The 14,497-nt window shown below is 24.3% G+C and carries 10 protein-coding genes; 3 read left to right on the plus strand and 7 right to left on the minus strand.

Annotation, left to right across the window (positions count from 1 at the left end):
* Nucleotides 1–12: 12 nt before the first annotated feature.
* Nucleotides 13–3,234 (plus strand): glycosyltransferase, encoded by a 3,222-nt coding sequence (locus tag KQY27_RS02580; RefSeq protein ID WP_224425014.1) that lies wholly within the window; start codon nucleotides 13–15, stop codon nucleotides 3,232–3,234.
* A 143-nt stretch (nucleotides 3,235–3,377) separates the two neighbouring features.
* Here KQY27_RS02580 and KQY27_RS02585 read toward each other — a convergent pair whose 3' ends face one another.
* From KQY27_RS02585 to KQY27_RS02600, 4 genes are all read right to left on the minus strand, one after another.
* Nucleotides 3,378–4,322 carry a hypothetical protein gene (locus KQY27_RS02585; RefSeq protein ID WP_224425015.1) on the minus strand — a complete coding sequence of 315 codons (945 nt, stop codon included), beginning with the start codon at nucleotides 4,320–4,322 and terminating at the stop codon, nucleotides 3,378–3,380.
* A 191-nt stretch (nucleotides 4,323–4,513) separates the two neighbouring features.
* Complete coding sequence (locus tag KQY27_RS02590; RefSeq protein WP_224425016.1) at nucleotides 4,514–5,671, minus strand: acyltransferase family protein; 1,158 nt, start codon at nucleotides 5,669–5,671, stop codon at nucleotides 4,514–4,516.
* A gap of 156 nt (nucleotides 5,672–5,827) precedes the next feature.
* Nucleotides 5,828–6,976, minus strand: coding sequence for an acyltransferase family protein (locus KQY27_RS02595; RefSeq protein ID WP_224425017.1), 1,149 nt, complete (start codon nucleotides 6,974–6,976; stop codon nucleotides 5,828–5,830).
* Nucleotides 6,977–7,194: 218 nt separating this feature from the next.
* A complete protein-coding gene (locus KQY27_RS02600) occupies nucleotides 7,195–8,484 on the minus strand; it encodes a LicD family protein (RefSeq protein ID WP_224425018.1) in 1,290 nt (429 codons plus the stop codon).
* A 514-nt stretch (nucleotides 8,485–8,998) separates the two neighbouring features.
* On the opposite strand from KQY27_RS02600, the gene KQY27_RS02605 reads away from it, so the two are divergent.
* Entirely contained in the window at nucleotides 8,999–10,024 is a 1,026-nt protein-coding gene (locus tag KQY27_RS02605) for a hypothetical protein (RefSeq protein ID WP_224425019.1), read from the plus strand.
* 45 nt (nucleotides 10,025–10,069) lie between these two features.
* Complete coding sequence (gene glf, locus KQY27_RS02610; protein WP_224425020.1) at nucleotides 10,070–11,194, plus strand: UDP-galactopyranose mutase; 1,125 nt, start codon at nucleotides 10,070–10,072, stop codon at nucleotides 11,192–11,194.
* Between the two features lie 38 nt (nucleotides 11,195–11,232).
* Here the strand turns inward: glf and rfbA are convergent, their stop codons facing one another.
* The 3 genes from rfbA to KQY27_RS02625 form a co-directional block, all read right to left on the minus strand.
* Nucleotides 11,233–12,105 carry a glucose-1-phosphate thymidylyltransferase RfbA gene (gene rfbA / locus KQY27_RS02615; protein ID WP_224425021.1) on the minus strand — a complete coding sequence of 291 codons (873 nt, stop codon included), beginning with the start codon at nucleotides 12,103–12,105 and terminating at the stop codon, nucleotides 11,233–11,235.
* Between the two features lie 17 nt (nucleotides 12,106–12,122).
* A complete protein-coding gene (rfbD, locus tag KQY27_RS02620; protein ID WP_224425022.1) occupies nucleotides 12,123–12,977 on the minus strand; it encodes a dTDP-4-dehydrorhamnose reductase in 855 nt (284 codons plus the stop codon).
* A gap of 114 nt (nucleotides 12,978–13,091) precedes the next feature.
* Nucleotides 13,092–14,411 (minus strand): UDP-glucose/GDP-mannose dehydrogenase family protein, encoded by a 1,320-nt coding sequence (locus KQY27_RS02625; protein ID WP_224425023.1) that lies wholly within the window; start codon nucleotides 14,409–14,411, stop codon nucleotides 13,092–13,094.
* Between the last annotated feature and the right edge of the window lie 86 nt (nucleotides 14,412–14,497).

Consider the following 14,497-nt stretch of genomic DNA (forward strand, 5'->3'; position numbering starts at 1 on the left):
AAGAGGTCATTTATGCCAAAAATATCTGTAATATTACCTGTATATAATGTAGAAGACTATTTAAAAGAAACACTAGACAGTATTATTAATCAAACTCTAAAAGACATAGAAATAATTTGCATAGATGATGGTTCTACAGATAATTCATTGAAAATATTAGAAGAATATGCAGAAAAAGATAAGAGAATCATAGTATTAAATCAGGAAAATAGTGGTGCGGGAGTTGCTAGAAATAAGGGATTGAAAATCTCAAAAGGAGAATATCTCTCATTTTTAGATGCTGATGACATTTTTAAACCTGAAATGTTAGAAAAAGCTTATGAAAAATCCAAAAAATTATCTTTGGATATTATAAATTTTGGAGTTAATGATTTTAAAGATGATATTTCTAATTTAAAAAGAGTTCCCCATGATATGAACAAAAAAAGATTGCCTAAAAAAGAGGTTTTTAATTATAAAGATTTTCCGAAATATATTTTCAATACATTTCAAAATTGGACTTGGAATAAACTATTTAGAAAGGAATTTATAGAAAAAAATAACATTAAATTCCAAGAAATACATAGAACTAATGACCTTTTATTTACTTCTAAAGCATTAATAAAGGCAAAAAGGATCTCTATACTAGATATTCCCCTGGTAAATTATAGAAGAAATGAAAATAGCTGTCAAAGCAACAATCATTTATATCCAAAAGATTTTTATTATGCTTTTTTAGAATTAAAAAATTTTTTAATAGAAGAAGGTATTTTTGATGATTTAAAACAAAGCTTTGTTAATTTTGGAGTTAGTGGATGTCTGCACAATTTAAATTCATTGAAAACACAAGAATCTTACAGAGAACTCTATGAATTCTTACATGAAACTGGATTAAAAGAACTTTCAATAAGTGAAGTACCAGAAAACTATTTTTACGAAAAAAAGTATCTAAAAATTAGAGATATCGAAAAATACCCTTTAATAAAAGCATCAAGCAAGCCTAAAGTATCTATTGTAGTTCCAATATTCAATGTTGAAGATTATTTAAAAATTGCTTTAGATAGTCTTGTAAATCAAACTTTAAAAGATATAGAAATTATTTGTGTGAATGATGGTTCTACAGATAAATCTGCAGAAATAATTGAAGATTATGCGGCTAGAGACGAAAGAATTAAGATAATATCCAAATCGAACTCTGGTTATGGACATAGTATGAATTTAGGTATGGATCAAGCTAAAGGAGAATATATCGGAATTTTAGAACCAGATGACTATGTTGCACTTAAAATGTATGAAACATTATATAAAAAAGCAATACAACATGACCTTGACTTCATAAAAGGTGATTTTAGAAACTTTAGAGATGAACAAGGAAATAGAATATTTACATATTCAAATTTAGCTGATTTTGACTATTATAATTGTATTATAAATCCTAAAAAAGATTTTAAAGCATTTAAATTCAATAAACAAACCTGGGCAGGCATATACAAACGAAATTTCTTAGTTGAAAATGATATAAAGCATAATGAAACACCAGGTGCATCTTTCCAAGATAATGGTTTTTGGTTCCAAACCTTTTGTTTTGCAGAAAAAATAATGATATTAGATAAAGCATTTTATTTTTACAGAAAAGATAATCCTAATCAATCAACAACTAATAAAGAAAAGGTTTTTATAATATTTGAAGAATGGGAATTCATAAAAAATAAATTAAACAAAATATTATCTGAATCAGATGATTTGAAATCTGTTTACGAATCTTGCAAATATAAATCCTATATTTTTCATTATAGGAGGGTTGCTAATAAATTTAAAAAGGGTTTTTTAGAGAAGTTCCATGAAGAATTTGTTTTGGCAAATCAAAAAGGGAATTTAAATGAAGATTTTTTTAGCCCTGCTAATTGGTATCTTTTGAACTTAATAATCAATGATCCTGAGGAATTTTATAAAGCATATGGTAATAATCAATCTAATCTTAGAAAAATGTTGAAAAGCCTATCTTTTATTCTTAAAAAAGAATGGAAACACCCCAAACAGGTTATAAATCTTTTAAGAGCTTATAAAACTATTAAAAAATCGAATCTATTTAATGGAGCTTATTACACTAAAAAATATCCTAAGGCATATTCATCCAAATATAATCCAATTGACCATTACATGTTTTATGGATATAAAAAAAATTATCTCCCCAGTGAAAAGTTTGATAGCCTGCATTATTTGAGACAATATTCCGATGTGGAGAAAAATGGAGAAAATCCTTTATTGCATTATGTACTTTATGGAAAAAGTGAAGGTAGAGCTATAAACCCAGAAAAAGATTTTGATTATAAAATAGATATAGCTAATAAAAAAATTAATACACAAAGTGCATTATTTAATGTAATTTTTAAAGGTTGTGAACTTGAAACAAAGCATAATATTAAATCCTTACAAAAATTTTCTCTAGAATTTTTAAAATTTATTGATAAAATCTGTGAAAAACATGAGATTGATTACTGGTTAAATAAAAATAGCTTAATTGGAGCATTTAATAAGAAAGGATTTTTCCCTTGGGATGATGGAATTGATATTGGAATGATAAGAAAAGATTATGATAAATTTATATCTATAATAGAAGATGAAATAATATCAAATAATTTAGAAAATACTATTAAGCCTATTCGAAATTATGGTCCTGTTTGTAGTTATGGATGGGGAGAAATCACAACTTATCTTCGGTTCAATTACTTGTCAGAAAATGAAATAGGGTTTTTTGATATTTTACCTTATGATTACATAAATAAAAATAATAAATACAAAGAGGATATAGAAGGAATTAGGAACTTAGAAATTAAAAAATATAAAAGGTCCATTGAAGCAAATAGCATATATGATAATATATCAAATGATTCTATCAATATATCAACTAATGAAAAGAAATTACTTAAAAAATCAATGCAAAAACTAGATTTAGATTATAAAAAAACTGATTATCTTATTCCAGGGGTAGATTCAGATGAAAAATTCTGTATTATAAATTCAAAGGATATTTTTCCACTTAAATCAATTGAATATGAAAATTATCAGTTTAAATGTCCATTTGATCCTCAAAAAGTTTTAATTTCCGAATATGATGAGGATATAAATGATTTGACTGAAATCATAAAGTTTCATAATACAAACGAAGACTACTTTAATTCATTAAATATTAATATTTCAACTTTAGAGGAAGATATAAAAAAAATAGAAAGTATTAACAAAATTAAAAAGTAATTCAATCTTTCTATTGAAAAATTAATTCAAATTTATATATAAAGATTTTTTAAAGAAGATTATAAAATAAATATATAAACACTTTCATCAAAAAAATAAATTTTGTTTAAATCTCTTTAAATTTCTTTAAATTTCTATTACATTTATCTTTTATTAAAAAATAGAATTTTCTTAATTTTCAATAATTTATTCTTATACCTGAATATTTCTCGATATTTAAGTCTTGAAACATCATTTTCATTGGATAAGCTATCTTTTGATAATTTTTTTATAATTTCTACAGTTTTTTTATTACTTAGAGGATTATGTTTATTTTTTTGATTATTACTATAAAAAATAATTTCAACTTTATCTTTCAAAAAAGGTATCTCTAAAAATCCCTCTATAAATGGGATACATTGATTTATTATATCTTGTTTAGATTCAGAATTAACATAATAAACAATTGGTGGAACATAATTTTCCTTTTTAAACATTTCTAAAACACTTAATCTATGACCATAGTCTTCATAAATACTATTGTTGTCTAAATTTCCAAAGCAAGCCTTAATCATTCTTTTATATACATTTTTATGATAATAATTCTTTAATACCAATTGAGCATTATTAACAAGAACTTTTGATTCTTTTATCAAAGTACCTAATATAATTGAAGTGAATCCTCCACCAGAGCTCCCATAAAATAAGATATTATTATTAGATATGCCATTAGTTTCTGCAAATAGTTCAATAATTTTAGAAATAGTTTCTAAATAATAATCATCTTTTGATCCAACACCCCATCCTAATTTTACATTTTCTTCTAAGTATAAGGTAGGATCATTATATAATAAAACAGATTCTTCAAAGTCTTCATACCAAGACCATCGATTAAATATCGGAGGAAATGTTGCTTTAGGCCCAGAATTTTTGTATGCACCAGAGCCAAAACAAATTAAATTTTTGTTAAAACTAGAAAGTTTTATTAGAAATTCATATTTGACATTATTTTCTAAAATTTCTAGTCCAAAAAGTTCATCTTGAGGAAAATCATAGTCAAATATTTCATCAAGCTCTAAATTAATGATTTTATCAACAAATCTATTCATAAAAAACACAATTTATAATTATTTACTAAATATTTATTATTTACTAAATATTTATTAATTACTAAATATTTACTTAATATAAAATTATAATAATGTTTTATAAAATATCTTTTAAATATTTTTTTAAATAAATTAAATAAAAACTTAAAATATGTTTATTTTAATCAAAATTATATCTAAATCATTACAAATCATTTAATTGGTATTTTGAAAAATATATCCCAAACATAATCATTTAATTTTCTAATAGAATCATTAAAAATATTAGGAGATAAAATAATCACGATAATCATTGTAGCTACTACAAGATAAATCCCAGAAAATACAACATTGTGAGATATTAAGTGGCCTATATGTGTTTTAGTTATAAACATATTGGAGAAAACTATTAAATAAAAATGTAATAAATAAATAGCTAAAGAATTACGTCCAATTTTAGTTAAAAATGATTTTTTATCTGTCATAAGTAAGGTAATTAGGAAAGTTATTATTATTCCAGCTGATATAACAAAAAGTCTTTTTAACATACCATATTTTATTCCTTGATGCAATCCCATGTATGATAATCTAAATGTGAATCTGCCAGGGAGAATGTAATTACCGATAATATCAATTATTATTAGAGAAACGATTAGAATAATGACTAAAATAAGTTTATTATTATATATAAAATCTCTAACAATTATCATGGCCTTTTTAATCTTAGGTTTCAAATTATTCAAATATTTTTCTGAATTTTTATAGTAGTATCCAACTAAGAATACTGGGGTGAAACATAAAAATCTGCTTACAGCTAATATATTGTTTGGAATATCACAAATACCAATTAATAAAGCCAGTATCAAAGATAGCCAAAACATATGTTTAATCTTAGTAAAAATTGGTAAAAAGAGCTTCATAAAGAATAAAGCCAATAAAAACCATAATCCTGAGGGTGGTAGGATAAAAGGTAAATCTGATACATTACCTCTTAGAAGATAATCAAAAACATACCAAAGGATGCTGAAAACAAAGAAAGGAATCATTAATGATTTGAATGCTTTTAAATCAGAATTTTCAGTAACTTTAGAAAAATATCCTGCTACAAAGAAGAAAATTGGCATGTGAAAAATGTAAATAAGGTTATAAATATTAGCATAAATAGGAAAACCATCAAAACGAGGAATAATATGGCCTAAAACAACTAATATTATAGCTAATCCTTTTAAATTATCATATTTATTCAACCTTATTTTTGAAGTTGTAGCATTTTTTTCTTCATGGTTTTCTTTTGAAATATTATTTGAATTAAAAGAATTTTTTTTATCATTGAAAAATGATTGTAAATAATTTATATTATTTATTTTCAATATTATTCCACCTAAATAAATTTTGCTTATAACTTATGAGAAATGTATTAATATGAATTAATCTTAATTCATATTTTATTAATTCATATCATTTTATTAAATTATAGTTTATTTAAAAACTTTTTATTGAATAAATTTTAATTTAGACTTTTAAATCTATGAAATGTTTTTATTATCACCAAACAATAATTTGTTCACAAGATCAATGAGCCATTTAACTGCATTACTAACAAAATCACGGGATAAAAGACCTACAATTAATCCAACTACAATAAAAAGATAAATAGCTATTAGAAAAACATTACTCTCTATCAAATGTCCTATTGAAGTTTTACTAATAAACATTTGAGAGAATTTGAGGAAATAGAAGTGTAAAATATATATAGCTAAAGAATTACGTCCTAATTTAGTTAAAAAAGTTTTTTTATTAGTCATTACATATGTTAATAACAATACTATTATCAATCCAGCAGAAATTATAAAAAGTCTCATCGCCATTCCTACAATATTTTTTAAATGCATTTCATGATATGAAAGTTCAAATAAAAAATTTTGATGATTAAATCCATTAGTCAAATATCCAACAGCTAATATAAATAATATTAAAAATAAAATTGTAAATTTCTTGTTATCAAGTATAAAATCTCTAATTTTTAAAAATATCTTTTTAATAAATGGTTTTAAGTTATTTAAATATTTGTCTGAATTTTTAAAATAATATCCTAACAGAAATGCTGGTAAAAAGCAAAAAGTCTTAGTTAAAGCGAATATATTGTTAGTTACATCAAAAATTCCTACAAATAAAGCTAATGCTAAAGCTATCCAAAACATATGTTTAACTTTATCAAATATTGGTAAGAACAATTTCATTAAAAATAGAGATAATAAAAACCATAATCCTCTTGGAGGAACAGCGAAAGGAGCATCAGGAACACTACCATCTAGGAAAAATCTGAAAATATAATAAAATGCCCCAAATAAAAAGAAAGGAATTATTAATGATTGAAATGCTTTTAATCTTGATGAATATGATGTTCTTGAAAAATATCCTGCTACAAAAAAGAAAATTGGCATGTGAAATACAAAAATAATATCCCTTAGACTATAATAAATAGAATAAGCTTCAAAAGAAACTAAAATATGGCCTAAAACAACCAATATTATTGCAAGACCTTTAAGATTATCATATTTGTTTATTCGATGTTTTGTTTTGGATTCTTCATGATTTTTAGTTGTGATTTCTAGTTTTTCGCTTGAATTTTCTCTAAAAATATTTGAAAGATTGTTTATTTTATTTATGAACATATGTTTTCCTACCTGTTATCTTTCTTAGCCTTATAATAATTATGATAATTATAACATGATTATTTAAATTATTACTCTCAGATAAATCTTTTGATAAGTTTGTCGAAAATTATTAATAATATTTTTAGAAATATGTTAATACTAATACATTTAATGTTATATGTTTAAATTTAATCTAAAATTAGTTAAAAAGGTAAAATTAGATGAAATTTATTAAATTAGCTAAATTTAAAATTGTCATTAATATTTTTTAATTTATATATTTGTTCCCTGAAAACCTTATGATTGTTTCTTTTATATCTCAAATATTTCCTTCTTTCATGAAACAATACAACATCTGGAAGTTCCATATAATTTTTTCCATATTTAAGTGCCAAATACTTTGAAGGGATATGTGGAGCTTTGAATTCATAATTTTCAAATTTAATATTTCTTAGAGGAAAAATACATTTATTTTCTATAAATCTAAATGTACAACTACCTTCGAATCCAGGAATTATCCAATTAGTAGATTTTTGAAGTGATATATTCAATTTATCAGTATGTTTTTCGAGTATTTCATCTTCTTTATCTGATTTTTGTAGAGACATATAATTTCCTTTATCAAAGATTTCTTTTGTATCAACAATTTCTTTTCTATAGTCTGTACGTTCTTTTGCATACATTTTAGCAAAATCTTCGTTCATGTTTTCCTTATCTATAGAAACATAGTCATAAGGAAAAATATCTATCATACCTAAAGAATAAGATGTGTAATATTTCATTTGTATACATGCATAAACACTTTTATTATCATTAAACAATCTTTGACGTCTAGCATCCATTACTTCATCTAAACCATTTAATTTAATTTCATCGTCCAAAACTTTTATAAATTTAATATAATCATTTCTCATCATTCCAAGGTCTATATCATCATCCCATGGAATATATCCTCCATGGCGTATAGCACCTAATAATGTACCAACATCTAACCAATAATCAATATCATGTTTCTTACAAACATTATCAACAAATCTCAATATTTCTAAACACATATCCTGAACATCTTTCAATGTATTTTTTGGATAGAAATCTTGATCAATGAATATCACGTCAAAAAGTCTTTTGTAAGAATCTATTATAGCCTCTTGTTTTTTAAGTTTCTTATCATTTTTTAAAATTAGCTCTTTAAAATATTTAAAATCATCTTTATTAGGTATTCTTCCTTCTTTCTTTCCAAACAAAACATAATGAACTAAAGGATTTTGATTAGAAGATTTTACATCTTTATATTTTTCAAGATAAAAATTTCCATCAAAATTTTTACTTGGATTTTTTCCTTCTTTATAACCATGATAAATATAATGATCCATAGGATTTATTTTAGAAAAATCAATATGAGGATTTTTTTCAAAATAGTATTTTTCATCAAAAAGATTATACTTTTTTATCTTATTATAAGCCTTTAGCATCTTATAAATTTTTTTTGGATTACCTTTTTCTTCTTTTATAATATTGAAAATCATATGTGCACCATAATATCTAATTTTGAAATATCAATCCAATAGTTGATTTTAGAAGTTAAATTAGTCAAACTATAATAATTTATTATATAAAAAGCTAGTATTATCTAGAAAATATTTCTATAAAATATTTCTATAAAAATTATCTATAAAAAATTTATATAGAAAAATTTATAATATCAAAATTTATAATATTATAAATCTAAATCATTATTATATATTATGAAAGTAATATTTATTTTGTTCATATATTAATCAGTCATTATATTTATTAATAATTATATTATCAATTATTATATTTCAATCCAAAAAAATTAAATCAATATAACTGAAATCAATATAACTGATATAACTTTTTAATATATAATCATTTATTATTAATTTAATTACATATAATTTATATTTATACCAATTTATATAGAAATAATTTATAAATATAGAAATAATTTGTTATGTAAAAGTTTATATATATTTAAGGAGGAATACTCTGAAAAATCTTGTTAATAATATATTAAAGATGGATATTGATGAAGTTTCAACTTTTGATTTTCCTGAAGATGAATTTTTTGGTTTAGAAATTCATAGAAATAATGTTAAATATGAATTTTTAGTAAGGCTTGCAAGTAAAAATGACAAGCTAATATGTTTTGGTGGTTCTGGTAGAGTAAATCAGCAAAAACATGACTTGCCCTTTTTCCAAAGACACTCATGGCAATCTAAATTTGAAGAGTCTGTTATCTATTATGCAGATCCTACATTTTATCTCGATTCAAAATTAGCTGCAGGATGGTTCCTAGGTACAGAAGATGATTGGTACCTAAAAACAATTTGTAAAATAATAAAAAATATCATATCAAATAGAAATATTGATAATGAAAATATCCTTCATTATGGAACATCTTCATCTGGTTTCGGAGCCGTGATGTTAGCAACAATGATTAAAGGTTCAACTGCCCTTGTTGGTAACTTTAATTTTAATATATTCAGAGTCCATATCCAAAGTACAATAGATAATATGAAACAATTCTGTTTTAATGGGTTGGATGAAAGTACAATTATTGAAAAATATGGATATCGTGTGAATGTTGTAGAATTATTCAAAAAAATGGAATATGTCCCACCAATAATTTATCATGTTAATGCTCATGAAGATGTTGATTTAATAGATCAATGCATTCCTTTTATTGAAAGTTTAGGAGAAGCAAAAATAAATTCTTTTGAAAATGATGTTGAAATACTGATTTGTCATGATAATTGGGGGCACAAATCTCGAGTAACATTTATTGAAGCTTATCCCTTGATTAAACTAATTTTAGAGAGAAAAATGTATAAATACTATAATACTAGTAGAATGCAACCAATTTCTTATAATGAAATAAATAAATATAAAAAAATTGCAGAAAAATCAAGAAAAATTATAAAAAAACAAAATAAAACTATAGAAAAATATAAATCCTTGAAAATTATCAAAATTTATGAGAAATTAAGAAAAATAAAACGTTCTATTAGGAAATCATTGAAAAAATCTTCAAATAAAAATTAAATAAAAATTGAAATAGGATTATTAAATAGCTAATAAAGGGTTATTATGTCAAAATATGATTATTTAATCGTTGGATCTGGATTGTTTGGATCAATTTTTGCCCATGAAATGAATAAAAATGAAAAAAAATGTTTAGTTATAGAAAAAAGATCCCATGTTGGAGGTAATGTTTTCACAGAAAATATTGAAAACATAAATGTACACAAATATGGGGCTCATATTTTCCATACAAATAATAAAGAAGTTTGGGATTATATTCAGCAATTTGCAGAGTTCAATAGATATACAAATTCTCCTATAGCTATTTATAAAGATGAACTCTACAATTTACCATTTAATATGAATACATTTCATCAAATGTGGGGAATTAAAACTCCTGAAGAAGCAAAAAAAATAATTAAGGCTCAAAAAGAAGAAGCTAACATAAAAAATCCAAAAAATCTAGAAGAACAGGCAATTAGCTTAGTTGGTAAAGATATTTATGAAAAATTAATTAAAGGCTACACAGAAAAACAATGGGGAAAAAAATGTAGCGAGCTACCATCTTTTATTATTAAAAGACTTCCTGTTCGATTTACTTATGATAATAATTATTTTAATGATCTTTATCAAGGAATTCCAATTGGAGGCTATACTAAAATAATAGAAAAACTCTTAAATGGAATTGAAATAAAATTGAATACTGATTTTTTTGATGATAAGGAAAATTGGAAAAATATAGCTGATAAAATTGTATATACTGGTATGATAGATCAATATTATGACTATTGTTTTGGTGAATTAGAATATAGGTCATTAGAATTTAAGCATGAAACAAAAAACGTGGAAAATTATCAAGGGAATGCTGTTGTAAATTACAATGAAAGTGAAATCCCTTATACCAGAATAATAGAACATAAACATTTCGAAAACATTGATTCTTGTAAAACTATTATTACAAAAGAATATCCTATTAAATGGGAAAAAGGATATGAAGCTTATTATCCAATAAATGATGAAAAAAATCTAAAAATATTTGAAAAATATCAAAAATTAGGAAATAAAGAAGAAAATATGATATTTGGTGGAAGATTAGCTTTATATAAGTATTATGACATGTGGGAAGTTATTGAAGAATCATTAAAGGCTGTAAAATCAGAAATGAACAATTTTAAAAATAATGAAAAATAAAGATATTATAGTGAATAACTATTTTTATTTTTACACACTTAAATTGTTTGATTAGATAATTTAAGTAAATATTCACCATATTCAGTTTTTTCCAATGATTTAGCAAGTTTAATCAGTTTATTTTTATCAATATATCCTTTATAATAAGCTATTTCTTCTAAGCAAGCTATATATAGTCCTTGTCTTTTTTGAACTGTTTCAATAAAATTTGCAGCTTCCAAAAGACCCATGTGAGTTCCAGTATCTAACCAAGCCATTCCTCTTCCTAAAAGTTTAACTTTAAGCTTATTTCTCTTCAAATATTCTTCATTAACAGAAGTAATTTCTAATTCTCCTCTCTCAGAAGGTTTAACTTTTTTAGCTATTTCAATAACCTCATTATCATAAAAATAAAGTCCTGGAACAATATAGTTTGATTTTGGATTTTTTGGTTTTTCTTCAATTGAAAGTACATTTTTTTCATTGTCAAATTCAACAACACCAAAATCTTCAGGATTTTTTGTGTAATATCCAAAAATAATTGCTCCTTCATTAACTTTAGAAGCATTTTCCAATATTTCAGTTAATCTATGACCATAAAAAACATTATCTCCCAAAACAAGAGCAACTGTATCCTCACCAATAAAATCCTCACCAACTATAAATGCTTCAGCTAATCCATTGGGATTTTCCTGAACAGCATAACTAAATGATATTCCTAAATCACTTCCATCCCCTAATAAGAGTTTATATTGTGGTAAATCATGAGGCGTGGATATAATTAGAATTTCTTTAATTCCCGCAAGCATTAAAACAGATATAGGATAATAAATCATTGGTTTATCATACAATGGGAGTAATTGTTTAGAAACAGCTTTTGTAATTGGATATAACCTAGTTCCAGATCCTCCTGCCAAAACGATTCCTTTCATTTAAAAAACCTCTCAATTTAATTATTTTCTAATTCAATTTCCATATAACTTTTAAGAGCATCCTCATAATGTCTCAATGAATTAAAACCAGCATTTTTCCATTTTTCATTAGAAAGAACGGAATATTTTGGTCTTTGAGCTGGTGTGGGATATTCTGATGTAGTCACAGGTATAATATTAATTTTAATATTTGCTAATTCAAATATTTTACTTGCAAATTCATACCAAGTACAATTATCATTATTTGTAACATGATAAGTTCCATATTTATCTGTTTTAATAAGTTCACAAATAGCTATAGCTAAATCTTTAGTAAAAGTAGGAGAACCATGTTGATCATTAACAACTGTTATTTTATCATTATTTTTAGATAATTCTAACATTGTTTTAACGAAATTTTTTCCATTAAACCCATATAACCAAGCAGTTCTAACTATAAAATAATTTTTCATCTCATTTTTAATAAATAATTCTGCTTGAAGTTTAGTTTCCCCATAATAACTTTTAGGATTAGTTTTATCACCTTCTATATAAGGTTTTGAATTATTTCCATCAAAAACATAATCTGTACTAATATGCAATAATTTAGCATTAATTTCATCTGCAACAACTGCTAAATTCTTAGGACCAATAGAATTAATATTATATGCTAAATCACGATTAGTTTCACAGCCGTCAACATCTGTATATGCAGCTACATTAATTATAACTTCAGGATTTTCTTCATTTAAAATTTTTTTTACTTGGTCTAACTTAGTTATATCTAATTCTTCAACATCGGTAAGTATTAATTCATGTTGATTTTCATTTTTTAAAGTTTCAACTAAATCTGAACCTAACATTCCTTTATACCCAGTTATTAAAATCTTCATTTTATCATCAAATATCTTAAATAAATTAATAAATTAAATATCATTGTAAAATATTATAATAATCAAATATACAATAATAATCTATTTATGCATATATTGAATAAGGAAATATGATTAAGCACCAATCTGATAATATTCAAAGCCAATTCTATTTAATAATTCTTTATCAAATTGATTTCTACCATCAAAAATGACTTTGTTAGTTAATCTATTAGAAATTTCATCAAAATCAGGACTTCTAAATTCATTCCATTCAGTTACAATAATAAGTCCATCACAATCATCTAAAACATCATACTTATTATTATAAAATTCAATATTTGGGTTATCGTTGAAAATATCTTCAGCAACTTCTTTAGCCTTAGGATCATAAGCTTTCAATTTTGCACCAGATTTAATTAATTCATTGATAATTATTACAGAAGGAGCTTCCCTCATATCGTCAGTTCCTGGTTTAAAAGACAACCCCCATAACCCAAATCTCAAATTTGAAAGATCTTTTCCAAATTTTTCCTTAATTTTATTAACAATGACCATTTTCTGTTCATTATTAACATTTTCTACTTCTTTTAATATTTTAGGAGAATAACCAGCAATTTCGCCTGTTTTAATAAGTGCATTTACATCCTTTGGAAAACAACTTCCACCATAACCACAGCCTGCATATAAAAAGCTATAACCTATTCGAGTATCGCTTCCTAAACCTAGTCTGACTTGGTTAATGTCTGCCCCAACTTTTTCACAAATATTAGCTACTTCATTCATAAAAGAAATTCTAGTAGCTAACATTGCATTAGATGCATATTTAGACATTTCTGCACTTCTAATATCCATTATAATAAACCTATCATGATTCTTAACATAAGGTGCATAAAGTTCTTTAATTGTATTTATAGTTCCTTCATTATTAGAACCTATTATAACTCTATCAGGCCTCATTGAATCTTCAACAGCAGTCCCTTCTTTTAAAAACTCAGGATTAGAGACCATTTCAAAATTATAGTTAGTTTTTCTTATATCTAACTCTTTCTGAATGATTTCTTTAATTTTATCTCCAGTTCCAACAGGTACTGTTGATTTAGTAACAACAATAAGATCATTAGTCATTAGTTCTCCAATATTTTTAGCTACTTGAAAAACAACACTTAAATCAGCACATCCATCTTCAGCCATTGGAGTGCCTACAGCTATAAAACAAATATCTGATTTCGATAATCCTTCTTCTAAATTTGTTGTAAAAATAAGATTTCCATTTTTGTAGTTTCTATTGACTATTTTTTCCAAATGTTCTTCATAAATAGGCATTATACCATTTTTCAAGGATTTTATCTTATCTTCATCAACATCCACACAGTAAACATTATTTCCCATTTCTGAAAAACAAGCTCCTGTGACTAATCCAACATATCCTGTTCCAATTACAGTTATATTCATTTTTACCCCACAAAAAATCTCTTATATTTGAAAGTATAAATTTATCTATTTAAAAATTTCAATTGAATCTAAAATATGATTAATAG

This window comes from Methanobrevibacter sp. TMH8, assembly GCF_020148105.1.
In the GTDB taxonomy this organism is placed as follows: domain Archaea; phylum Methanobacteriota; class Methanobacteria; order Methanobacteriales; family Methanobacteriaceae; genus Methanobinarius.

What these genes read in the sequence shown, in the direction of transcription:
- rfbD (WP_224425022.1), bottom strand. Translation starts at nt 12,977, where the DNA reads ATGAAGATTTTAATAACTGGGTATAAAGGAATGTTAGGTTCAGATTTA.
- rfbA (WP_224425021.1), bottom strand. Translation starts at nt 12,105, where the DNA reads ATGAAAGGAATCGTTTTGGCAGGAGGATCTGGAACTAGGTTATATCCA.
- glf (WP_224425020.1), top strand. Translation starts at nt 10,070, where the DNA reads ATGTCAAAATATGATTATTTAATCGTTGGATCTGGATTGTTTGGATCA.
- KQY27_RS02625 (WP_224425023.1), bottom strand. Translation starts at nt 14,411, where the DNA reads ATGAATATAACTGTAATTGGAACAGGATATGTTGGATTAGTCACAGGA.
- KQY27_RS02580 (WP_224425014.1), top strand. Translation starts at nt 13, where the DNA reads ATGCCAAAAATATCTGTAATATTACCTGTATATAATGTAGAAGACTAT.
- KQY27_RS02595 (WP_224425017.1), bottom strand. Translation starts at nt 6,976, where the DNA reads ATGTTCATAAATAAAATAAACAATCTTTCAAATATTTTTAGAGAAAAT.
- KQY27_RS02605 (WP_224425019.1), top strand. Translation starts at nt 8,999, where the DNA reads ATGGATATTGATGAAGTTTCAACTTTTGATTTTCCTGAAGATGAATTT.
- KQY27_RS02600 (WP_224425018.1), bottom strand. Translation starts at nt 8,484, where the DNA reads ATGATTTTCAATATTATAAAAGAAGAAAAAGGTAATCCAAAAAAAATT.
- KQY27_RS02585 (WP_224425015.1), bottom strand. Translation starts at nt 4,322, where the DNA reads ATGAATAGATTTGTTGATAAAATCATTAATTTAGAGCTTGATGAAATA.